The sequence below is a fragment of the Okeania sp. SIO2C2 genome (assembly GCF_010692625.1).
Taxonomy (GTDB): Bacteria; Cyanobacteriota; Cyanobacteriia; order Cyanobacteriales; family Microcoleaceae; genus Okeania; species Okeania hirsuta.
Window position 1 is genome coordinate 1 of record NZ_JAAHGM010000050.1, and the last position, 25,748, is coordinate 25,748.

Genomic DNA, 25,748 nt, shown 5'->3' on the forward strand with positions numbered 1-25,748 from the left:
TCAACAAATTAACTTACAAAGACTAGATCAAGTTTGGAAACGTTGGTTAATACCTGATCAAACTGGTAAACCTGGAGGGCGACCAAGATTCAAAAAATCAAGGAAATTAAAGTCATTCTGTTTTAGTAGAGTTAATCATCCGCTCATCAGTAATTAAATTTGATGGGAAACAAATAATTACTACGAGGTTTGGTCCTATTTCATTCATAGTTCATAGACCTATTCCAGATGGGTTTGTGATTAAAACTGCAACTATAACCAAAAAAGCGAGTGCTAATTGGTGGGGAAACCCCAGAATGTAAGACGCACTCAAGAAGCTGATAGTTATTATATAAGTTTAAGCTTAGAAGATCACCCTCCCCTAACCCCTCCAGGGAGGGTAACTGAAGGGGTGGGTTTAATTCCTACAGATAATATTAAGACTGCTGTAGGTATTGATTTAGGCTGAAAATAATTTTTTACTACTAATACTGGTGAGACTGTTTCTGTGCCGAATTTTTATAGAAAATCTCAATCTAATTTAGTCAGAAAGCATAGAATTGTATCTAGAAAAGAAATGGGGTCTAATAATTGGAAAAAGGTGTCAAATATAATAGCTAGATTACATCAACATATTGCCAGACAAAGAGAAGATTTCCATGACAAAACTGCTCATAAATTAGTTAAAGAAAATGACTTAATTGCCGTTGAAAACTTCAAGATTAAAGGAATAGCAAGAAACACGAAACTCTCAAAATCAATTGATGATGTAGCTTGGGGTATGGATTGAAAAATTGAATGCAGTGGCGGTAAAATGCGGTGTTCATGTAATTAAAGTTAACTCGAATCATACCTCTCACTCATTGTAGGAATTGTGGTCAGAAAGTACCATTAACTTTATCAGTTAGAATTCATTCTTGTCCATTATGTAAAATAGTTTTAGATAGAGATGAGAATGCTGCTATTAACATATTGCAATAAAACATTAAACGAGGTGGGTATCATCTTGTCTGCTTGTGGAGGCGTAAGACGTTAATCAACCTGTGTTCGTGCAGGGTTGCGCCAGCAGGAGCAAGAAACTTCTTTGTTTGAGAAGCTCCCGTTATTATCTCCTATTTAACGGGAGAGAACTTCACCTATACTGAAATATTAATATTAAAAATATATTCACAAGGAGCCTCCGTATACATGCAGTGGTCAAACTCTCTATCAACCCGTCCCTCATTAGAAGCAGCAGTTAAAGAAGTAGCACAAAAAAGTTTAGAATCATTAGGAACTACAGCAGATTTAGGACTGGTATTTATCTCCTCAGCCTTTACCAGTGAATATTCACGACTCATGCCTCTACTAAAAGAATATTTACCAGAAACAGTACTCGTCGGTTGTGGAGGTGGTGGTATAGTTGGTATGAAAGATGATGGAAAACCACAAGAATTAGAACACCAACCAGCCATTAGTCTCAGTTTGGCACATTTGCCAGAAGTCACAGTAACAGCTTTTCACATCTGTGCAGAACAACTACCAGACTTAGACAGTTCTCCCGATGACTGGTGTAATCTCATCGGAGTACCTACTACAGACAATCCTCAATTTATTATACTCGCTGACCCATTTTCTGCCAAAATCAATGACCTGCTTCAAGGGCTAGATTATGCTTATCCTAATTCAGCTAAAGTAGGAGGATTAGCTAGTAGTGGCCCTACTGGTAACAATGCAGGACTTTTTTGTGAAGACCGCCTTTGTGAAGAAGGAGCTGTAGGAGTCTCTCTATCTGGCAAGATTATTTTAGAAACAATAGTAGCACAAGGCTGTCGGCCTATTGGTAAACCATATCGTGTTACAGAAGGAGAACGTAATATAGTTCTAGAACTTGAAGAATTAGTTAGTTCTGACCAAATGGTAGGTGGTATTAAACAATCTCCGCTAGAAGCATTACAAGGCTTAGTACAAAATCTCAACGAACAAGACAGGAAGCTAGCAGAAAATTCTCTCTTTGTCGGTATAGTAAGAGACGAATTTCAGCAAAACTTAAAACAGGGAGATTTTCTAATTCGTAATTTAATTGGAGTTGACCCTAAAGCAGGAGCGATCGCCATTGGTGATAAGGTAAGGGCGGGCCAACGAATTCAATTTCATTTACGAGATGCTAATACCTCAGCAGAAGATTTAGAAATTTTACTAGAGCGCTATCAAAGAGAAGTTTCTTTTGAGACTAAATCTACAAATAATGCTACTGCTTTAATGTTTGCTTGTTTGGGACGAGGAGAAGGATTATATGGTAAACCTAATTTTGATTCTAGATTATTTAGTAGTTATTTGAATATTCCTATCAGTGGCTTTTTCTGTAATGGTGAAATTGGTCCGGTGGGTGGTAGTACATTTTTACATGGTTACACCTCTGTATTTGGTATTTGTCGTCAACCTTCTTGAAGAAGGAAGAAGGAAGAAGTGGATGGGGACTCAAACCTCAACCAATTGTCAACACCCTGTAGACGGCGGGGTATTATATCAAATCCGGTAGCATCGGTGTAATTATATGGGGACCCACCCCTAACCCCTCCCAGGAGGGGAAGTGGGGGGATAGGGAGATGGGGAGATGGGGAGATCGAGAAATATTTGGCAATGGCTGAAAATGGAACATTTTTTATACCGAATTAAACGGATTTGATATTAAACCCAAAAGAAAAAGATAATGAGTCAAAAGTCAAAAGCAAAAAAAATAGTAACTTTTGACTTGACTATATTCAGGAGTCAGAATTCAGGAGGACCGAGTCAGGAGTCAGAATTCAGGAGGACCGAGTCAGGAGTCAGGAGAAAATAATAGTGGTCATAATTGAGTCATATCATGTCCGGTAGCATCGGTATTGTATGGCGAAGAAAAGGAAAAGGGAAGAGGGAAGAGGGAAGATACAGGAAGGCTTAAGAGCAAGAAAAAAACTTAAATTTCGTTTAGATATTCACTCTTGGGTTTACACAAATGCCCTCTAGCTGACATGATATCAGTAATTGAGTGTTTATGCTGAATATTTTCCGGAGAATTTGATTGTTGAGAAAGGTTAATGAAGATAATTGACGATCAAAAATCAGTCCTCAGAATTCACAATTCAGTCCTCAGTAGAAAATCATAAAAGATAAAATTATGATTTTTTTTTCAGGAAAGCTGATTATTGCAACAGTAATGTAGCATTATTATCAATACTTTTAGTGGCGCTAAAACTTTCAAAATATTGTTTAGCATGAGGCGGAAATTCAGGGAAGTTAAACACAGGATCACCACCTGCAATATCTGCCCAAAAATAACGTAGACTAGGGGCAAGTTTTTCTGCTATTTCTGGTGATAAATTTACAGGAGGATTAGTCAAAAGTTTAAACATAAAACGAAAGGAGCGATCGCCAAGCCAATTCCTAGACATATTGCTAAGCTCGGGAAAGTTAGGCAAAGAATTAACTCGATGAGTTTCAATTTTTAAAGACTGCTCACCACTAGAGTCGGTAGTAAAATCAATAATACGATAAGGATGAGGATAAGTAACTAAAGAACCAGTTGTAATTTCATAAATTCCTTGATATTCAGCAACATCCTGAACATGAAGATGACCAGTAAATATCAGCTTAACCCCAGCAGATTGAAGAATATCTAACAATGCCAACCTATTTTCTAACATATAACGACGACCAAGGGAATTATGGGATTGATCTGGTAAATGTTCAATCACATTATGATGTAACATCACCATCACTAATTCCTCTTTTGTAGTAGTTAAAATCTGTTTCAACCAATCTAATTGTTCTGCTTCTAAACCACCTGTATATTCTTGTTTGCCCGAACTATCAAACTGATTAGAATTAAGCCCAATGATTCGTACTCCAGGCAAAATTTGTTTAGTGTAATATAATCGTTCCTCGTAATCAAATCCACAATGGTGATAATAACTAGGAAAATCTGCCAAACCAATAGAATAGTCATTGGTAAACTTTGTTGGTACATCGTGATTACCAGGCACTACATAAACTGGATAGGGAAGTGTCGCTAATTTTTTACTTAACCAGGTATGATTTTCCAGTTCACCATCTTGAGTTAAGTCTCCAGGTAATAGTAAAAAATCAATATCTAGCTTACTTAAATTTTCTAATACTACTTCAAAAGCAGGAATACTCACTTCTACTAAATGAAAACGATGCGCTTGTTCCGCAATAGTATTAGGAACTGCAATATGTAAATCACTAGCAATAGCAAATCTAAAATTCAAAGCCATGGAAAAAGTCCTCTGGAAATTAGGCTAAATCAATCGTTAACTAGCTATCAGCATTTTCCGTACCGGAATGCTTTGCAAACAGCACTCAGCTTTTAGCCCGCTAAAAGTTTGGGTTTAAACCCCCTTAGCGCAAAGCTGACTACTAAAGGCCAATCGACTGTTTGCGGAGCATTCTGGACCGAAACGCTTTTTAATTATTTCTATAGATTTTCATTATATTTCACAACTAGCGATCAATCACAAAGATGGCCTTAAATCAGAAGTCAGAAGTCAGAAGTCAGAAGTCACAAATAATCCCTCACTAACTTTGAGCATTTTGCATTTTCATAGATGTCCGCGCCCTATTTGCGTAGTTATATAGATGAGCTGACCTACCACTAATTAATAAACTTGTTGCAAAATAAGCTCAAAGAGTAGCTAAAACTCTTATATGTTAAAGGTTTTAGTCTTTGTTGATTTACCTAAATTGAAAGGCTTATACAGTAAGATTTTGAGCAGTTTTAGTTTTTATTTCCTCACAACTCTAATATTTTAATGTTTAGTGGGAGTCTCAAAACAATTTATACTCCGGCAATGATGTAGTCCAAGGAAAGGGCGCTAACACACCAAAAGCTTAAAACTCAGACAACGCCAGATTTTTCCTTCTTCCTTCTGTTGTAGATAATGAATCTCCTAGATAATGAATCCCCTAGATAACTAAAGCTTTCTTCCTTCTTCCTTCTGCTATAAAAGCTACATCCGCTAGTCCTAGAGAATTGAGAATTGAATTATTTCTTAATAAATTCAAAAAACTGCCGTAAGACAGAAAGTTTAATTTTTGTCTATACTAAACTAATAAAATAAAATGTTAAATGAATTTTGTTATAGATACTTAACCTAATAATTATCTATCCTTAAATAAAATGTATTTTTTTGCTAACTGTATTACTCGCCGTATTACTCATATATATAAACATATAAAATAGTTGACGGTGAGAGATGATAACATTAATATAATAATCAAAAGGCAATCTGTAAATCCTAGGTGAAAGCAATGCCAGAAGCGGAACTTCCTGGAAACCAAAATTTACCAGAAACCAATAATCCAGTAAGTAATCAAAAACTGGGCCATGACGATCATGTAGACCAAATCAAACCAGCTCTTGAATCAGAAATACACACATCTGTCCCAGAGGATGATGAGTGGGAAACAGTTAATTTTCCTGGTGTCATTAGTGTCGATTCAATTCCAGTAGTAGGAACAGCTTCAGCAGAAGCCAAAAATTTAGTACCAACCAATCAAAATCAAACTCCAAAAAAGTCCCAGGAAATTTCAGAAATTAAAGTCAGCCCAACAAAAGACTCCATTGAATATCTAGAATCTACAAATCTCATGGAAGCTCTACATGATTGTAACCGCGAACTGGTAAATCGAGTTACAGACCTAGAAACAGCCTTAGAAGAATGTCAAGAAACTCTAGAAAATCAAGAAAAGTTGCTAGAAGAAAGAACTAAAGAATTAGCAGCAACTCAACAACAGGTAACTCGCCTATTCTACAAGTTGGAAATATGTAATCAAATTATTCAACGTCAGGAAGTTTTAGTAGAGTCTCTAACAGACAAATGGGATGTGAGTCAGCAACAACAGGCGCAAATGGAACGAGAATGTGCCTTAACCAAACAATCTTACAGTCAACAAATTTATCATCTCAAAGAATTAGAAAATAGTTGCAAAGAATTGCGGGCAAGACTATACCGCCAGCAGCAGCAAACTCTACAGTTTAAAGCAGCATTAGAAAGATGCTTAGAAATGCCAGGGAGAATAGATACAATGGATATACCAACAGAAATATCTACAGAAGAATCTCCGGTAATAGCATCTCAGGTGAATTCTTTATCTGAACCTCAAAAACAAGAACATCTCTTTGTCAACTTTAACACTAAAAAACCACCCTCATTAAATTCCGAACCAGTTAAACCTTGGTCGCCACAGCAAAAAAATCAACAGCAACAAGAAGCTCTTTTTAGCAAGAAAGAAAAAAATATTGCCAAAATTAGCCTGGGCAAGAAAATAGATTTACCACAAGCTTTAGCAGAACCTGAACAAGTAGAATTATCAGAACAAAATATTTCTCAAAATGAGTTGCCTCAAGAGGTCAGTACAAGTCAATTAAATCCTAGTTTACCCTCGTTTAGTAGAATAGGTGAAGACCCAAATTATGAATTGATAGATGAAAAATCACCAGCAATGGCATTAGAAGAGATCGAGTCAGAAGAATATGTAGTTATGGAGGAAAACTATTTAGATGAATATAGAAATTCATCTCAGGAAGTAGAAAAATTGGCAGAAAATAACATAATAGTAGAGGAATATCTAGAAGGTGATACTTCTGAAGATGAAGCAATAACAACAATTAAAAGCGAACGCATATCATGGAATATAGCTACAGGAAAGTGGAATGTTAGTGAGTATCAAGAAGAGCCAGAAAAAGACATAGATCCAGAAGGCTTTTTTGAAGTATCAGAGGATGTGCAGCGCAGTAAATTAGATCTACCAACTTGGGAACCACTTGTATTTGAACCTGAAGTTCTTGAAGAAGATGTGGTATCAGAAGTCCCACAAAAACAGCACCTGTCACTAGGAGCAATAGATTTACCCAGCTTTCCTAGAATTCCTATTGACGATCAACCATCGGCAGTGAATGGGTAAAATAAACATCTCCAAAAAAAAATCTAGAAACGTTGATCGAGAGGCAGGGGTCGGGGGGGGAACTTGCTGTGGATAAATAGCAGAATTTTTTTTGAACGCGCTATTAAATGGACCGTATAAACGTTTCTAGAATAATTGCTAGAATAGGAATATTTATTATTTTCTGGAGATGTCTAATATAATTTGTCAGAAGCAAGTAATAGACTAGAAAATATTTAACTACATGACAACCGCATCTGGATCGTCAGTAAGACCTGTTCTCTTTACCTCTGTATCACCAGCCCATTCAGAGCCATCAAAAACATTATACCAAAGCCAGCCACTATCTCCCCTGCCTTGGTGAAATACATAGATTTGGTCATTGTATACTACTGCTGATGGACTCGAAGTCATTCCTGTTCTCTTTACCTCTGTATCACCAGCCCATTCAGAGCCATCAAAAACATTATACCAAAGCCAGCCACTATCTCCCCTACCTTGGTGAAACACATAGATTTGGCCATTATATACCACTGCTGATGGACCCGCAGTCATTCCTGTTCTCTTTACCTCTGTATCACCAGCCCATTCAGAGCCATCAAAAACATTATACCAAAGCCAGCCACTATCTCCCCTGCCTTGGTGAAACACATATATTTGGTCATTGTATACCACTGCTGATGGACCCTCGCTGATACCTGTGTCGGGTACTTTTTGGTCGCCTGCCCATTCAGAGCCATCAAAAACATTGTACCAAAGCCAGCCGCTATCTTCCATGCCCTGATGGAACACATATATTTGGTCATTGTATACTACTGCTGATGGACCCGCAGTAATACCTGTATTGGGTATTTTTTGGTCGCCTGCCCATTCAGAGCCATCAAAGGCATTAGACCAAAGCCATCCATTGTCTCCTCTGCCTTCGTGGAACACATAAATATTACTCATAAGATTATTATTACCAATTAAATAATGACCCAAGCATTATCATACTATGTCATAACTACTTAAAGCTTATTGTCAAAAAACTTAGGGTTGTGCATCAAGAAAGTGTGGGGATAGTCATTTCAGTTATCAGGCACGCCTCCTCCGGAGGAACTGCGTCCTTCAGCACCTCTGCAATAAGGAGGCAAGAAAATACGGAATTCTCTTTTCTCTTGGTCGATGGTCGGCCAGCGAGGAGACCCGAAGAGTGACAGAGCCGCTACCTCTTACAGAGGAGCTTTCCTATGGTCATGCTGCGCAAACGCTAACGCTAACGCTAAGGCCATCCCACCCTACGGGAAGCTGCGCTAACGACCGATTTTTATCTCCTTAAAAGGGGCAGGGCTAATTCATTGTCGTCAGAGAATATTTATATGGATATAAAATACAAAAAATTGTGCAAATATTAAGAATCTCCCTATCTCCCCATCAATTTTTCTCTATTGACAATAAATTGACCCTGCCTTAAAAGGCTATCCTTGATAAGGAACTCCTGAAACCTTTGTAGGAGGGTGGGGAGAGGGGGAAGAGGGGGAAGAGGGGGAAGTAAGAATTTTCTTTAAAGTCCTCAAAAAATTGTCTCATTCAATACAATTTTCTCCGGAAAAAGCCGTTTCCAGACATACACAGAACTTGTATATTTTGTCAAGTTTTATGTTAAGAAAGATGTTTATAAAGCATAGCTTAAAAGGGGAGGCTTGAGACCAAGATTTTTCGGTAATATGATCATTGTCCCTAATACCAATTCCCATGCATTAATGCTATACTTCCGATAAACTTCAGTTATTAAGTAATAATAATCGTTTAGTAATGTTTATAACGATTATCGGCATTAAACTAAGATATCTTATCTCTTTTCACCCTACTCCCTACTCCCTTTTCCCCTCCACGGTCGGGGTTAGGGGTGGGTCCCTACTCCCTACCTCAAGGAGATGTAGCAATAATGCGTGAGATTTGGTATAACTACTTTCAATTATCATAGAATGTCCTCTGTGTGGCCAGAAAAAGACTCATAAGCACGGAAAAACCAGCAGCGGAAGTTTGCTAAGGTCTGGAGGCAAACTGAGGTGACTGTAAGGTTAGTGGTAAGCTATTTCAATTGGATTTGGGTTCATGCTCTCAAGGAAAATACTGCTGCACAAAGAGCTAAGGAACGCGTTCGCGGAGCGTTGCGGAGCGCAGTATTGCTCCTGGGAAATGGAATGACTTAATTACTTATCCCACACTTTGCGCTCTGCACTACCAACTCTACTTCAGGTTCCGCAACCTTAACAAATCTACAAACAATCTGAGTTCCAATATTGTCGGGGATTTACGGTTGAGTATATACAATCTGAGTTCCGATATGCTTCGGAATTTACGGTTGATCATCTAATATAGAGGGTATAGCGCTACGCGCAAGGCAACAGGCAACAGCGGTGCGACCCCGCGTCGGCGACAGACGCAAGGGAATGCGCACCAAGAGAGGCAATAGGCAACAGGGGAATACAAAAGGGTTTGCTGCTTCTATTCATGTCAAACACCTTAATGGGTAGCGCTATAGTTGAGGATGGCTTTATTGCACGAATATCCTGAAAATCTTGCAGTGTAATACTTTATCATTAATCATATTTATTGATAAATGCTTGCTTTATAATCCTTCTAGCACTTTTATGCAACAAAGCCGTTGAGGATTGTAATTATTTCAGTAGCAGTATAGTAGGCTTTTTATTCCCCATCTACCATTAGTATACTAGAACTACCCCTAGAGGTTACACAAAGCCTGTTAAAATTATTGATGTACCTACAATTAACAGTTATTTAGGCGTTGCACAATCAGGAATGATGAAATCCGAAAGTAGATATTTTTGGATAATTCTTTCCTCAATATATGTACAGTTTAAAATCTAGGCGTTGGTAAAGGGCGTGTATGATATTAATCTTAATTCTTTAGGAGTCAACCCACCCGCGCGCGCCTCCCAGGAGGGGAAGTCAGTCGGAGCGAGTCAGGAGGGAAGAAAGAATCAGAAACCCCGAGTAAAAGGAGAAAGTTTTTTGGTCGCGTAAAGGTCACGGAGTTCTATCGCGCTCTGATCCAGATATGATATCATACCTCAAATTACCAACGCCAAAATCTATGATCATTCTTTAATGTGCAACCCCCTAAGATCAAATTGTGCAAAGGTGATATGCTCCTGAAAAAAAAGTCTCTAACTCAAAGGGATGGCTTTCAGAGATGCCTTGACATTTTCTCTGACTTAAAGGCACAGAGATTCCTCTCGAACCTTAGTTCCTCGGCGGGTTGACGCTTTGCTGGTGCATAGCTCCGCTAACACAGGGTGCTGCACCCACCCCTCCACGTCCGCGCGCGAGTTTCCGCAATTCGTAGCTCCTCCGGAGGAGGCGTGCCTCCCGGCAACTAATAACACTGTAGCATATATTCAATTCACTAGACCCAATTTTTCGGTGAAAACTCAGGTATATATAGATTCGCTAATCCTAATTTAGCCCAGATAAAAATAATGAATAAAATTGATTATCAGAAACTCTTTGGTGAAATAGATTTTCGAGAAAGTGACGAATCTCGCTCTGTATACTCCCCAGCAGCATACTTGGTTGATTTACTCCAGTTAATTGATGATGAATTCACGCGGTCGCCAGGAGTGAATAATTCAGACAACGCAACATACCTCAATCAACGACGCCAAGACATAGAAAAGATTTTATTGAGTTCGGAGCAGACTTTTGAATTGCTTCCCTATTTAGACATTGTTAACGAACGATTAGAAGCGAAAATTGCAGGGGAAGACAAGGAAAATACAGCCTATGACACACTAAAGAAAGCCAAGTACCCATTTAACCTGCCATTTGATTTAGATAATGAACGGCTAAAGTTGTATCTGCAATACCTTGGTGCTTCCGCTAAGAACTTGCATGAAGCATTCTCAGGCACTTATGACTACGATATAGTAGCCCGTGAATTTTTGGGTTTGTCTGAAGCGGATGTGGACTTATTTACTACTGATATTTCCGACGACAATGAGAATAAGCTTAAAGAGCATTACGGCGATCGCTTGTCCGACATCAAAAAGGCGATATCTGTTGACAAATTTCTAGCTGCCACTGAATTAACACACAAAGAACTGAGAGAACTAACTCAGCAGAATCTCAGTACTGAGGAGTTTAAAACAGGGTTGGCCAAAAAGTTCTTTGTCAATGGCAGGAATAAGAACTCTAGCGGGAATCAGGGGTTTGTTTACATCGATAGTGATGAAAATCTAGCTTACACAGAACAAGAAGTAGAACCGGTCACTGATGGTAATGTACTTCATTGGAAGCCCAAAACTGGCAATGCTTCTAATGAGATACCAAAAACTTGGTTAGATCGGGCTATGCGTTTTATCCGCCTGGCGAAAAAGACAGGTCTTGGGTTTACTGACCTCGACCTAATGCTGCGCTTATGTTGCGATAACCAATTAGATAAAAAAGCTCTGCAACATATGGCTGTTATACGTTTTGTGCAGACAAAATACGACCTACAGACAGACCAGGTTTGTGCTCTGTTTGGTGCCATTAACACACTGGGTCATGGTAAGGATAAAGACAAAGAACCCGCCGATTTGTTTAATCGCGTGTTTAATGGCAAGTGTGCAGCCATCGGCAAACAATTCATTGGTCAAGATTTGCTAAGACCAGCTCAATTTCAGGGTGCAGAGTATCAGACCCTAACATTTACTGGCGATATCCTGGCATTGGCAAACAAAACCTATCGTCAGCGGGTCGCCCACGGTTTAGGCATCTCGGAAAAACAATTGGAAACTGTTATTCGTGGGTTCCGCTCAAGAAACAACGAGGATATTGACGATAAGGCAAAGCATGATAGCTTGTGGAGTAAAACAGCATCGGAATGGGAGATGCTCAACACCCTGTATCGAACTCGAAAACTGGTGGAGTTGCTGGATATCAGTTTTGAAGAGCTGTTTATGCTGCTGGATATCCTGGAGAGAGACCCCTTAATCCAAAAATCAACCAATGGCGATGCCCTGATTGGTTTTGTGGCAACAACCCGAAATTCCTACGACATACTTCGTGAAGGAACAGTAAATGATCGGTTGTGGCTAGTACAGATATTATCTGGGTTGACTGAATGGATGCAGGACAATGAAATAACAGTCGAAGAGCTACTCAAGATATCTACTGGTTTGTTTCCACGGAACTTAACGTCAAAATTAATCAAGGAGAAAAACACACCCCAAGCTCAGGCTAGAGAAGAAAAAATAGCCAACCTCGATCGCCTCTACCAAAATATCAAGCCACAACTTCTGTCTGAAAAGTCCTTTGCAGCAGGCGACATCGACACCCGTTTTGCTCGCCGCATTTATCAGATTATTATTCAGAAACCTGATGTGTTGGTGGCAAGTACCGAACCGCGACTTTTGCGTTTCCAGGAAAAAGCAGCCCAACAGGCAGCCTTTCAAGCCCTAGAAAGTATTGACCAAATCACCAGAGATGACTTTCTGGGCTTGGGAATCAGCGAAAAAGTCGCCGGCAAAATTTTTACCAATCTGGTGCTGCGGGGCTATTTGAACACCGAGGGTCGGTTGCGGTCTGAAGCTTGGCCGAAAACCCCTACCCAATTCCAGATCGAAGGGGATTTTAGCGCCGTACAGCAGCGTTTATTCGCTCAAATTAGTGAATTGCACCAAAATTATGTGGATGTCGCCCTCCATCCCTCCGATCTCAAGTTTATCGATTTACCCACCCAGGAACGGGATGAGCTTTACAATAATTTGATCTTCAACGGTTATTTGGGCGAAGATGGCACTCTCATCCAAACTGCCACGTTTGAATCTGAGGATCACTTATCCCTATTCGAGGTTCAATCCCGAATTGGTGTCTATACCAAGGACGTTTATGAGCATTTACAAAAAGGCTGGGAACGATTTCAGCAGGCAAAAATCGCGATCGATAAAGAGCTGTTTTCTGATTTGCCCTTGTCCGAGGTCGAGATAGCTGACTTGCTCGAAAATATGCGTTTCAATGATTATCTCGATCGCCAAGGGGTGGTTAAGGACAAAATTGCTATGCTGTCAGCCAATGCCAACACATTGAAACTGGCGATTCAGTTCTATCCTAATCGCCATGGTATTATCCAGGCACTACACAACAAGATCGAAAACACTAAAGCCCAATATACCACTTTCCGACAATCCCAGTTTTTGGATGTGGCGGATAAACTGATCGCCGATTGGACTTTTGAAGCGATCGACAAAGCCTTTCTCACCAATGGTCGGTTGATGGAAACCTCAAAAGATTATTTTCGCGACCTGGAAAACAAGAAAAATCTTGACATCGCTTGGCCTTTTAGCCCCAATGATAACCAGGTAGTATTCCAGCGCTTACAGAGTATTGTCAGTACGGCAGACCGCTATCAGTTTACGGAAGCGCCCCTCAAAGCTCTGAATTTCAGTAGCGACGAAATTGAGGAACTGATTGCGGTTCTACAAAACAACGGCGTACTGAGTCAAGAGGGTAAGCTTCCCCAAGGCAAAATCCCCTATTTTCTCAACGTGGATAACGCCTTGGCCTTCAAGATCCCAGCCTTTGAAGATTACAACAAAGATGTCTTTTTTCTGCTCCATGAGCTGGCAAAGCGGGTGGATGCGACCAGCAAGCATATCGTTACGCACCTGGACAGATTAAATGAAGAGCAAGACAAGGTTTTATACCAGTCCCTCGAAGAAGCTTTCAGTCTTGAAGCCGATGCGATCGCTACTCTGTCACGCCAGATTTTTGTTGGCTCACCCCCCATTCGTGAGCAATGGTTACTGCCTGTATTGGAGAAGGTGAGCGTCAATGACCGGATTGAGCAGGAACCCCAGAACAGCCATTTTAACTGTGCTTACCGCCGCATGGAACAATTTGCTCTGTTAGCAGGGAAGCTGAAATTGGAAAAGGACGAAATTGACATCGCCTTCCACGATCAGGATCTGGTAGAGAAATTTCCTGAGAATCTGGTATTGCCTAAAATCGAAAATAGTGGTAGCAGTAAGACCACCATCAACGGTTTTGACGCCCTGTTGGAAAGTAGGGATGGGCAAATCTATGTATTCAAAAGTGCCAACCCCAACGTCACAGACGATTATGCTCGCTACTGGGTTTATTCCTCAGTTACCCACGAACAGATTAAAACTGAGGATGACAAGCTATCAACTTTCCTTACAGGCGATCAAGATCAAGCTATTTCTGTCTCTCGTGTTGATGCCGCTTTTGTAGATAAATTGGGACGCGATGTTTTGATTGCCGATAACAAATACTATGTGCGGGAAGTGACGGAGGGTAAAGGCAAAGATTGCGAGGAAAGCACTGCTGTCTGGCAATTACGAGAACGGGAATGGGGCAAGGTTGACAACGATTTTGAGACCTTGAAAACTGTGGATGCTGCCTTTACCGACGGAAGTGGTCGCAGCTACCTGTTTGCCAATGATCAGTTTGTTCGGATTAGCGAAAGTACCGGAAAGGTTGAGCTGGGTTATCCTAAGCCGATCGATGACTGGCAACAAGAAGGGGATTATAAGTCTCTCCCGGAAAACTTCCGCCATCATCTGGATGCTGCCTTTCACGGTCACGACAACAACACCTATTTTTTCAAAAATGGTCAGTTTGTTTCCTCAGCAGAACCCCAGAAGATCCAAGAAACTCGGTCTGTTTGGGGCAACATAAAGAACCGCCTAGTCGGGGCAAAAGGAATTGATGCCGCTTATGAGGATAATGATCAAGTATTCATTATCGTTGAGGATCAGGTTTTTGCCTATCGCGACTGTATCGAAAATTCGGGGCTGGAGATTGCTGAAGGTTTCCCTAAATCACTCAAAGACCACTTTGGCAAAAATCTACCTGGTGAATTTTACAGCAACATTGACGCAGCGTTTAAGGGTGGAGACGGAAAACTGCATCTTTTCAAAGGTGAGCACTCCATTAGCTTTGTGATAGACGATTCCACTAACAGCGACGATTCCACTAACAGCGAGGATGCCACTAACAGCGAGGATGCCACTAACAGCGAGAATCCCACTAACAGCGAGGATGCCACTAACAGCGAGAATCCCACTAACAGCGAGGATGCCACTAACAGCGAGGATGCCACTAACAGCGAGAATCCCACTAACAGCGAGAATCCCACTAACAGCGAGAATTCCACTAACAGCGACAATCCCACCAACAGCGATGATTCCAATACGAACAACGACCCCACCAACAGCGATGATTCCAATACGAACAACGACCCCACTAACAGCGACGATTCCACTAACATCGATGATTCCAAGACCAAAATCGAAATTAAAAACACCCAGGAAGAGTGGGGTAAAGTCAACAGTCAACTCGCCTCTGGCGGCAGTGTAGATGCAGCTTTGGCTGGGTTGGATGGGTGTATCTATCTGTTCAGTGGCGGTCAATACTTCCGTTATTCCGGCAGCGATTATGCAGAAGCAGATCCTGGCTACCCCCGCGACATCAGTAAAGACTGGGGTGGGTTAACCTCCATCAACGCCGCCTTTGTCCTCGACGGCAAAACCTATTTGTTCGGTTCAGTTAAAAAAGAAAACGGCGCGGAATCCTCGCAAAAAGTATCCCATTTTTACACATTAGCCATTTTAAAAGGGACTGAAACTCTTGCAATCTGGTTACTTTGGGCAATAATTTTACTAAAACTAAAATTTTATGTGCGCTATTCCAGCAGTGATTACAGTAAGCCGGACAAAGACTTCCCCAAACCCCAGGTGGAAAGTGACCCGGAATGGTGGAATCTACCGGAATCACTACCAGAAAAATTCTTCGAGGTGGATGCGGTATTCAATGCACCGGACGGCAAAACCTACTTGTTTGCTAAAGACCAGTTTATCTATTTCGATCAGATGCATCGTTGGTGGTCGGAACCGAGTAAGCTAGGCGATTACTGGGAAGCCATACCCTTTGCTTCCATAGACGCGGCCTTTACGGGTAAAGACGGCAAAACTTACTTTTTCAGTGGTAATGAATACACCCGCTTTTCGGGCAACGACTATTGCCAACAGGACAATGGTTATCCCCGTCCGATCCAAAAGTTATGGGGTCATATCAATAATTCCATTGCTGAATGCGGCAAAGTGGATGCGGCCTTGCGGTTGGAATCAAGGGAAGAAAGGAAACAGGACGATGGCACCATGAAAACCGTCATAACCTGGCATACCTATCTCTTTAGTGGCGACCAGTACTACCGCTATCTAGACCCAGATCAAGGGTCAAACTATGACAAGGTTGAGTTGGGTTATCCCAAACCTTTGTCAGCGCTTAAGGAAGAGCCTCGATTTAAAGCATTGGCTAAATTATCACCCACGGAATGGGATTTAGACAAGGGCTTCGATGCCGCCTTTGCTGACCAGCGCCACGTGTATTTATTCAAGGGTACTGCCGTTCAAGTTCTTTCGGAAGTATCCCATGCCAGTTATTCCGCCAACAATCTTGATGATCTCGATTGTGCATTAATGGAAAATGGTGGCGTATATATAAGGCAGAAAAAGCAGTGGTCTCACTACAGCAGTTTGGAAGGAAAAAATCCTGTGTTGAGTGCTGAAATGCCACCCGTGTTGCTTGATGTTCCTGATAATACGTACAGAAACGAACTAAACGCTGTGCTGAAAGGTATCGACGGCAATCACTATTTATTTAAAGGCAACAAATACTTTGATAAGGGACTTAACCGCGAATATGCTATCGGTGAACAGTGGGGACGACAGCGTAACAATATTGCCGATCGCGGTCAGATCGACGCGGCATTTGTGGGCTGTGATGGCCGAACCTATGTCTTCAGTGGCGATCAATTTGTGGTTTACGAGGATGACCAACCGCCGAAGAAGGAAGTGTTCAATGAGCACAAGCAGACATCTGCTGTAAGTTCTATTGCCAAACATTGGGGTGGATTGAGCCACGTCCATGTTGCCTATGTCATGGGTGAGCATACCTACCTGTTTGAGAAGCCTGACAGCAACGGCAAATTCCGCTATCTGCGCTACACCGGTAGTGATTACGATCGCCCGGACGACGGTTATCCTCAAACCACGGATCTGAGCTACTGGAATATCCCCGAAGATTACTTGGCAGAAGGCTGGGATCAATTTGATGCCGTGGTGGTGGAAAACCCTAAGGATGAAAACGGGCAAACCCTGTTGTTTATCAAAGACCGCGAGTTCTTGCAGTATAGCGTTGAGACGGAGAAATGGTCTGGACCAAAATCCCTGGATAAATTGTGGCAGGGTCTAAACTGTGAACACCATCTCTTTGATGCACTAGAAACTGCGTTTGTTGGTGCGGACGGTACAGCCTACTTTTTCGGCAACCATTGTTATCTGAGTCACGACCGTAAGAGTTATAGCGAGGAACAGAAGATTGCGGAAGACTGGGGTATTTTACCCAATGTTTTCAATGACAAGGTGGATGCCGCATTTGTTTACCGTAACGAAATAACCTACCTGTTCTCAGGGGAACACTACATCCGTTATTCCGGTAGCGATTACAGTGTTGTTGACGAGGGTTATCCCAAACGCATCACCCAGGATCTTCGCCAGGAAACCGGGTTCAAGCATTTGCCTACTGAATTTGAGGTGCGGGCGGCTGAACTCGAAAACGGATCGGGGTCTATTATTATTCGTGCTGTGGTGGCTAACGATCGCCATATTTACCTTTTTATGGGGGATAATTGCTACGTGTCATCTGCTAAGTCAACGGCGCACTTGAGCATTGATATCTTCAGCCATAAACCCAATCGGATTGCGGAAACGGGGCAGGTTGATGCAGCTTTTGCGATCGCCGAAAAAAACAAAACCTATCTCTTTTCCGGCGATCAGTATCTGCGCTACAGCGGGACAAAATACCAACAGGTAGACGATGGTTATCCCAAACGGATTGCTACAGGATTTGTCAGGGATATTGAAGCAGAACTCGGACTGGACGCTGGCAGCCTTGATATTCCCAGTGCTTGGCATACCGGGATAGATGCGGCTTTGTTTTTGGATAACAAGGTCTATCTGTTGCAAGGGGAGCAGTTCTTGGTTAACGGGAAGGAAGAGAAGGAAGAAAATAAAGAGAAGGAAGAAAATAAAGAGAAGGAAGAAAATAAAGAGAAGGAAGAAAATAAACACTTGATCAAAGACAAGTGGGGACAGCCTGATAACCCTTTTCTTAAATCTGATACGACTGATAAACCGCTCATCGATGCTGCCTTCGTAGATTCGGCTGGAAAGCTCTATGTATTTAAAGACGAGCAATACATTCGCTATGCGGATACTGAACAGATGATGGTAGAAAGCGGGTATCCTCAGCACATCGACTCCACGTTCAAACAACTGCCGAAAGAATTTCGTGGAACCAAGAACAGCGCAACTGTGAATGGTGCATTCACCTTTGCTGGACGGACTTACCTGATTAAGGACGATGAAAACAGCGGTGATCCGGTTGAGTACGTGCGCTATCGGGGAGATGATTATGGCTGCCTGTCGGCACCAGGGGAAAAGCGTCTACCTGCCTTAAAGTTTACTGATCGCTGGGGTGATTGGTCTGACTACCGCATTCAGGATCTCAAAACTATTGCGCGTTTCAAACAGTTACAAGAAAGCTACAGTGGCGATCTTACCCTGACGGAACTACTAAGTAAAGCCGATGGCTATGTCAAAACGCCCTACAAAGCTTTGGCGGATATCTTTGACTGGGACGTTGAGGAAGTGAAATGGCTTAAACGCCATAACGCCTTTTTGCCAGAAATAATGGGTGATGAACGACGCTTTAATCTGGAGCTGATTTGCCGCATGGTGGACATTTTCGCCCTAGCAAACAAACTGGGTACAGGGGTTAAAACTGTATACGAAAAGATTTGGCAGAAATTGTATGGTCAGTCTGCTGAACCTAATAAAGCTGCTGAGACTTTGCTGGGTTTGTTGGGTAATCAACATTGCGGTGGTTCACAGTTTGGGGTTTTGGAGAAGGAAGTCAATAACAAGCTTAACTTGTTGAAACGGGATGCGCTCCTGCCCTATGTTATCCATAACGATGATCAAGCGGAAGATGCCCGAGACGTCTATGAAACACTGCTCATTGACGTCAAAATGGGGGAAACTGCCGAAACCTCTCGCATTACAGAAGCGATCGCTGCGGTACAACTCTATTTCCACCGTTACTTTATTAATCTGGAATCGCCCCAATTAAAGCGTCGTGAAGGTTTGACTGTCGAACACCATCGCGAACTATTGAAAGAACGCTGGCAGTGGATGCGGAATTACCGAGTCTGGGAAGCTAACCGCAAGGTTTTCCTCTATCCAGAAAACTATATTCGGCCGGAATTACGGGATACCAAAACCCCGCAGTTTAAAGCCCTGGAAGAATCCCTATTGCAGGGGGAACTCAATGAATTCATGGTCACGAGCGCCTTTAAGCAATACATAGATGAGTACATCGAGGTATCCAATTTGGCGATTGCTGGAGGCTATGTGTACGATCGCCCTGAGAACACAAAGGATAAAAACCTGGTAATCTTTGGCCATACCAAGAGCGACCCTCGACGTTATTATTACCGCTTCGTCACTTTTGTAGATGGAAAACCTGATGCGGTGCAGTGGCAACCTTGGCAGGAGGTTAACATTCAGATCGATGCCGACTATGTATACCCAGTTTATGCTTTTAACCGGATCTATCTGTTCTGGACTAGCACAGAAGTTACCACCAATGCCAAGTCCAATACCTCATCCTCCTTCAAGCAGGAAGGCAACCGGTTTAAATCCGAAAGCAATGCCAAAATTAGCCATTTACTCAAGATCAACTACTCCTACTACAACTTAAATAACCAGTGGGTGCCAGCCCAACAAGTCCCCATCGAGATTGAGTCACCCTATGAGGTGCAGGAAAGTGAACTGTCTTTCCAGGGCATTGCAGCTGAATCAAACGACAATCTGGACTCGATCGCTATCAGCTACAAATATCTTGCCCAAAATACCCTCCAGCCTAAACTGTCCGCTGGTAACGTTCGGCCTGACTCTCTAACGGATCAAACGGTTTATTTGCAACTTGGGGCGATCGAGCAAGAGATTACTACCCCCGAATTGCTCATGAAGGATGGGGAGTTAATCCGTCTACAAGCTTTAGATCCCAATTTGCCAATCGCAGACGAAGAAGTTATCGAAATTGTGAGTGGACTGACGGGCAAAGGAATATCCTTCAAGTTGCGCAGAACCGGTGTCACCGATTATTACCTCAGGCAACATGATTATCTCATGAAAGCACATCCCTTTGAAGACAATGAAATCTATAAGCAAGATGCCACCTATCTGGTGGAAGCAACGCCGCAAAAGGATGGCTATTATCTGAGATTGGCTTGGGCAGACAAGGATTATCGATCCAAGTTAGTGATCTGGGTAAATGATGAGAACAGACTGATGTTTAAGAATAAAAGTGAACTGGATTCCCAGAAGCAGAAAGCTAGCTTCAATTTTCTGCCAGATCGCCACGAAGGTGAAGGTTTCTTTGAATTCCTTCCCGAAACCAGGGAAATAAAACTCAATCAAGATAAAAAAGCCTCAATTCCCAATAAAGATAACGTCAATTTTAAACAGTTATTTCCACGGGAGGAGTGGGGAAATGTATCGCGCATGGTATTGCTGAATACCCCCCAAGATAATCAGGACCCACAATGGGTATGCTATGACTACAAAGGGGGTAGCTACTTGTGTAAACCCAGCAGTGGCGCCACCGAAGGAAACTCTAAGCCAAAGAATATTAGCGATCACGAGCCGTTAAAAAACAAGGATTTCAAAACCTTGGATGCTGCTTTCGATCGCAATGGAGTCCAGTATTTTATTGCTGGCAACCAATATGCCCAAGCTGATGGTTCCCCTCAAGCGATCGCCGACAAATGGGGTAAGCCCAAATCCAAGATCCAAGAGACTGGCACAGTGGATGCAGCCTTGGTGCGCAACGGCATCACCTACCTGTTTAAAGACAATCAATACCTAAGTTACGACAGTGACTACAATCAACCATTGGGGGGCATCCGACGCATCAGCACCAACAGCAACCAGTTTCCCCGTTGGGAAAAAATGGATGCGGCACTGCAGGTCAAAAACAAAACCTACTTTATCCGTGGTCAAGAGGTTGTGGTGAAATTAGGAGACGTAACCCAAAAAGACGAGAAGTTAACCCTCAAGGATCTATGGCCCTCAGAAATCAATCCGAAGCAGGTGGCACAAACCTTTAAAGAAGGGCACAATACTTACCTAGTCCTGAAGGATGGCACCTTGATCCGGCTTGACCAAAATGAGGTCAATACCACCCTCGAAAAATTTGAAGACTTAGCTACCTCAGCTACATCACCAGATCTAATGGAAACGGTGACCTCCATTTTTCAGCTTGAAGACTGGGTATTCTTCTGGGACGATGGTAACAAGTTTTACGTCCATAAGGGTTCCAGCACCACTGATGATACCAACAACCCTTTCTATTACCTGAAGAAAGGCGACCTTAAAGGGGTATTTGTGGAAGGCGATTCCCTTTACACTTTTAATCACCATAACAATGCACTCAATGAGTGGGACAAATCGACGAAAGTCTTGAAGCGTTCACGAGGAATGTCAAGGGCAGCCAACTCCGTTAACTCTCGGGCAGAGGAGAGGATCGATTCCATGTACCGAGATACCCAGGGTTCCATCTATTTCCTTTATGAGACGAAATTCCTGAAGATCAACAGTGTACAGGATCTCACCGGGGGGCTTAGATGGTTTCCAAGCGGCGATGTGAGTAATTTGACACAGACTGCCAGGTCTCGGTTGTCAGTCAATGCTATCAATGCCATAGATGCCGCACTGCTGCGCGACGGACAGGTCTTTCTCTTTGCTGGCGATCGCTATATTAAAGTACCCGCAGATCAATTCCCCAATCCATCGGCAACTATTCATAGTTTGCAAAACGGTACTGCCGACGGTTTACCTACGGTCTTCAATTCTATTGATGCTGCATTCCAGGGCAGCGACGGGGTAACCCATTACTTTAGCAGTGACAAGTATGTTACCTCCAATAATTTATCTCAAGTCCTCAATGTAGCTCATAAGTGGGGCAAAATACAGGACAAAATCCGGGACAGAATCCAGAAAAACAACCAAACCGATCAAACCGATCCAGTTATCGACGCTGGGTTTACCCTGGATAACAAGACCTATCTGTTCAGTGGCGACCAATACTATCGCTATGACGATGACGAACTGGATCAATTAGCCGATGGCTACCCGAAATTTCTGCTTAACAATCCCGATGGCTTTCCCTACTGGTCAGCAGTACGTGCTGCTTTTGTCTGGGATGGCAAGGCTTACCTGTTCTATGATTTTGGGAATTATGCCCAATGGCAGCCCGAGCAACGGAGGGCAGTGGTGAATCCGGTGAGAAACGACTGGAACTGGCCCAATGGTTTCGCCGACTTTAGTGCGGCTATTAATGGGGCAAATGATTCGGTCACTCTCTTTGCCGGTGAACAGTATGTGGAAATCAACAATTTTGCTACCTTAAAACGCGGTACTAACGACAAATACGATTTAATTCGCCTCTCCTCCATGACTGGTAGCAAACTTAGTCAGGCTTTGTTTGCTGGTGGCATTGACCGGCTCTTGAGTTTGTCCACCCAGGCGATCGATGAACAGCCCGTTTTTCGTCATAGCACCAACACAGATGCAAACACAGATGCAGCTCAAACAGGAGTTATTCTGGTAGATCCAGAGCGGATTAGCCGATTGCCGGTGCATTCCCATCTGGAATTTCGTGGTGCTAATGGTATTTATTATTGGGAGCTATTTTACCACGCGCCTCTGTTGATTGCCCAGTCACTGCATACGGCGCAGAAGTTTGAGGAGGCAAAACATTGGTATGAATATGTCTTCGATCCCACCCAAGTGGAGGATTACTGGAAATTCTTGCCGTTTCTCGCTGTGGATGTGGATGCCCTAATTCGGGGGTTGGAACCGCTCAAAGATCAAGATAACCTGAAAGCTATTGTCAGCTTATTGATTGGCAAGCTCAAGCCCTATGCCCCAGCCCTGCAAGGTCTAGAAAATATGAGTGAGGACGCTAAGAAAGAATTTGACAAACTTTGGGCGCAAGACCCCGATACTAAGCAGTTCAGCACCTGGCCGGACCTGAAAAAGTTAGCTAAAGAACTGGAAAACTTAGCCAAAAAAGAGCAAGCCAAAACAGAACAAAATCAGGAACTGCTGCAAGAGATCGCCCGTGCCGCAGAAGTGGTGGAAATTATCAAGCGTCTGCCTGAACGTTACAAGCTGATGGTAGATCGCGGACCAGCCCAGATTAAAGCTTATTTGGATGACCTCTCCAACCCCCATGGCATTGCTGCCTTGCGCCGGATTGCCTATCGCCGCAGCACGGTTATGGCCTACATCGACAATTTGATTGATTGGGGCGATCGCTTGTTTCGCCAGTACACCCGCGAAAGTATTAATGAAGCCCGGATGCTTTATGTGCTGGCTTATGACCTACTGGGTAAAAAACCGCAAAATCTGGGGCAACGTCCATTGTCGGTACCTAAGAACTATGAGGCTATTAAAAACACCGGGGCTGAAATAGATGACAGAGCATACGATTTCCTCTTTGACGTTGCCGACGACAATAATGAGGTAAGCAGTCTTACCCATGCCGGTATGGTACACAGCAGTGTGGGCAACCCCTACTTCTTTATCCCAGAAAATACCCAACTCTTAGCCTACTGGGATCGCGTTGAAGACCGGTTGTATAAAATCCGTCATTCCCTGAATATTATGGGTATTAAGCAACCCCTGCCCCTATTCCAGCCACCCATAGATCCCATGGCATTGGTGAGGGCGTTAGCTGGTGGCGGTGGACTGAGTGGCATCCTTGGGGGAATGAATGTGGTGGTACCCCACTACCGGTTTACGTTCATGCTGAATAAGGCACGGGAACTGGTAGGTAAGCTCAGTCAGTTTGGCAATGACCTGTTGGGGGCGATCGAGAAAAAAGACGCTGAAGCCCTGAGTATGCTGCAAAATCAGCAGGAAGGGGTAATTCTGAAGATGACCCAGGAAATCAAGTTGGCTCAATTAAACGAAGCTAGGGAAAATTTGAAAAACCTGGAGGAAAGCCGAGTCAGTGCGGAGAATCAACTGGATCATTATGAAAGTTTAATTGAGACGGGTATGATTGAGGCGGAGGAAAAACAAATCGATTTGATGAGCGCCTCTGCCAAAATTCATTTGCTCATCCCTGTGTTGCAGGTGGCAGCAGCAATTGCCAATGCCATGGCGGATATTAAGGGTGGAGCTCCAACAACAGCTGGTGTTACCACCGGTGGTTCTACTATCGGCGCATCTTTGGGTTTTATCGCTGAAGCTAGTGGTTCCATTGCGGAATACCTGAGTATGCAAGGGGAAGTGGCTGGTATCTATGCCCAATACTTGCGTACGGCAGAAGATTGGCACTTGCAAAAAATGATGTCCCAGAGCGAAATCAAGCAATTGGACTTTCAAATTGAAGGGGCGAAATGGCAGATTCGGGCTGCGGAACAGGAATTGGCGGTGGGAGAAAAGGAAATTGACCACAACCAGTCGATGAAGACGTTTATGCAAAGCAAGTTCTCTAACGAACAACTGTATCAATGGATGTCTAGCAAACTGTCTGGGTTGTATTTCCAAACCTACAAAATGGCCCACGACATGGCGAAGGCTGCGGAAAAATCCTACTGCTTTGAACGGGGTATCCCGGAACAGCAGGTTCAGTTCATCAACGGGCAATACTGGGATAGTTTGAAGAAAGGTTTGCTCTGCGGTGATACCCTAGGATTCGATTTGGATCGGATGGAAAAGGCTTATCTGGAAACTGATGCCCGTCGTTTTGAAATTACCAAAACCATTTCCCTCAGGGAAATCGATCCGATGGCATTCTTGACGTTGAAGGACAAACGGGTGTGCGAGTTCAGTTTTACCGAAGAACTCTTTGATTACGACTTCCCTGGTCACTATGGGCGACAAATCAAAACTATTGCCTTAAAAATCATGGCAGGGGAGGGCAAAACTGTCAATGCGACCCTAACCCAGTTAAGCCATAAAACGGTGATGGCAGCGGATGCGAAGGCGGTGAAATATCTGATAAAACCCACAGACAGTCAGCCTTTGACGATTCGCAGCGACTGGCGACCCAATCAGCAAATTGCGGTTTCTAATCCAGATCCTTATACGGAAAATAGCAATGGTTTGTTTGAGTTAAATTTCGGCGATGAGCGTTATCTGCCGTTTGAGGGCACGGGGGCGGTTTCCAGTTGGCGGTTGGAGTTGAGTGGGAAAAAGGGTTCCTACAATCTCAGCGAACTGACGGATGTGGAGATTGAGTTACAGTATACGGCGTTGCAAGGGGGTCAGGCTTTTGCTGATGCGGTGAAGGGGTTGTTGAAACCCTACGAAACTGCGGTGCATATTGACTTGGCGACGACGTTCCCCAATGAGTTCTTTGCTTGGGTTTATGGGGAGACGGAGGATTTGGAGATTACGGTTACTCGCGATTTGTTCCCGAATCTGTCGGGGAGTAAGGTGACTGGGGTTTATTCGTTCTTTGAGGTGAAGGATGGGGGAGCGATGAGTTTGATTATGAATGAGGACAGTGCCTTGACTTTGAAGAATAATAAGTTGTTGCTGACTAATAGTTTGGCTGTGGGGCGACGGGGTGAAACCTGGAAGTTTAAGGCGAAGGGTAAGAAGGTAGATTTGGTGAATGTGGGGTTGGTGTTTGCTTATAAGGCGAGTGTGGAGTAATGGATTTTTGCGGCGGCTCGCGTAGGGCGGGTCGTCGGG

The 25,748-nt window shown here is 43.1% G+C and carries 9 protein-coding genes and 1 pseudogene; 8 read left to right on the plus strand and 2 right to left on the minus strand.

The annotated features are described in order from the left end of the window. The first annotated feature begins 277 nt into the window (after window positions 1-277). The 5 genes and pseudogenes from F6K18_RS27365 (at window position 278) to F6K18_RS27380 (ending at window position 2,800) form a co-directional block, all read left to right on the plus strand. On the plus strand, window positions 278-448 hold the full coding sequence (locus tag F6K18_RS27365; RefSeq protein WP_287525486.1) for a hypothetical protein: 171 nt from the start codon (window positions 278-280) through the stop codon (window positions 446-448). Window positions 449-472: 24 nt separating this feature from the next. Next, a pseudogene (locus F6K18_RS27370) lies at window positions 473-769 on the plus strand (RNA-guided endonuclease InsQ/TnpB family protein); the annotation flags it as partial. A gap of 59 nt (window positions 770-828) precedes the next feature. Continuing rightward, a complete protein-coding gene (locus F6K18_RS36915) occupies window positions 829-960 on the plus strand; it encodes a zinc ribbon domain-containing protein (RefSeq protein WP_353735193.1) in 132 nt (43 codons plus the stop codon). A gap of 207 nt (window positions 961-1,167) precedes the next feature. Then, the gene (locus F6K18_RS27375) at window positions 1,168-2,409 is read left to right on the plus strand and encodes an FIST N-terminal domain-containing protein (RefSeq protein ID WP_287525488.1); all 1,242 of its coding nucleotides are present in this window, start codon (window positions 1,168-1,170) and stop codon (window positions 2,407-2,409) included. A gap of 262 nt (window positions 2,410-2,671) precedes the next feature. Further along, entirely contained in the window at window positions 2,672-2,800 is a 129-nt protein-coding gene (locus tag F6K18_RS27380) for a hypothetical protein (RefSeq protein WP_287525490.1), read from the plus strand. 343 nt (window positions 2,801-3,143) lie between these two features. On the opposite strand, the gene F6K18_RS27385 is transcribed toward F6K18_RS27380, so the two are convergent. Further along, the gene (locus tag F6K18_RS27385) at window positions 3,144-4,235 is read right to left on the minus strand and encodes a metallophosphoesterase (protein WP_287525492.1); all 1,092 of its coding nucleotides are present in this window, start codon (window positions 4,233-4,235) and stop codon (window positions 3,144-3,146) included. Window positions 4,236-5,268: 1,033 nt separating this feature from the next. Between F6K18_RS27385 and F6K18_RS27390 the strand changes: the two genes are divergently transcribed. Further along, window positions 5,269-6,924 (plus strand): hypothetical protein, encoded by a 1,656-nt coding sequence (locus F6K18_RS27390; protein WP_287525494.1) that lies wholly within the window; start codon window positions 5,269-5,271, stop codon window positions 6,922-6,924. Window positions 6,925-7,143: 219 nt separating this feature from the next. Here F6K18_RS27390 and F6K18_RS27395 read toward each other — a convergent pair whose 3' ends face one another. Beyond that, on the minus strand, window positions 7,144-7,851 hold the full coding sequence (locus F6K18_RS27395) for a hypothetical protein (protein ID WP_287525496.1): 708 nt from the start codon (window positions 7,849-7,851) through the stop codon (window positions 7,144-7,146). 1,929 nt (window positions 7,852-9,780) lie between these two features. On the opposite strand from F6K18_RS27395, the gene F6K18_RS27405 reads away from it, so the two are divergent. Both F6K18_RS27405 and F6K18_RS27410 read left to right on the plus strand, forming a co-directional pair. Then, window positions 9,781-9,933, plus strand: coding sequence for a hypothetical protein (locus tag F6K18_RS27405; RefSeq protein ID WP_287525497.1), 153 nt, complete (start codon window positions 9,781-9,783; stop codon window positions 9,931-9,933). A gap of 455 nt (window positions 9,934-10,388) precedes the next feature. Next, on the plus strand, window positions 10,389-25,709 hold the full coding sequence (locus F6K18_RS27410) for a hemopexin repeat-containing protein (protein WP_287525498.1): 15,321 nt from the start codon (window positions 10,389-10,391) through the stop codon (window positions 25,707-25,709). Window positions 25,710-25,748: the final 39 nt, after the last annotated feature.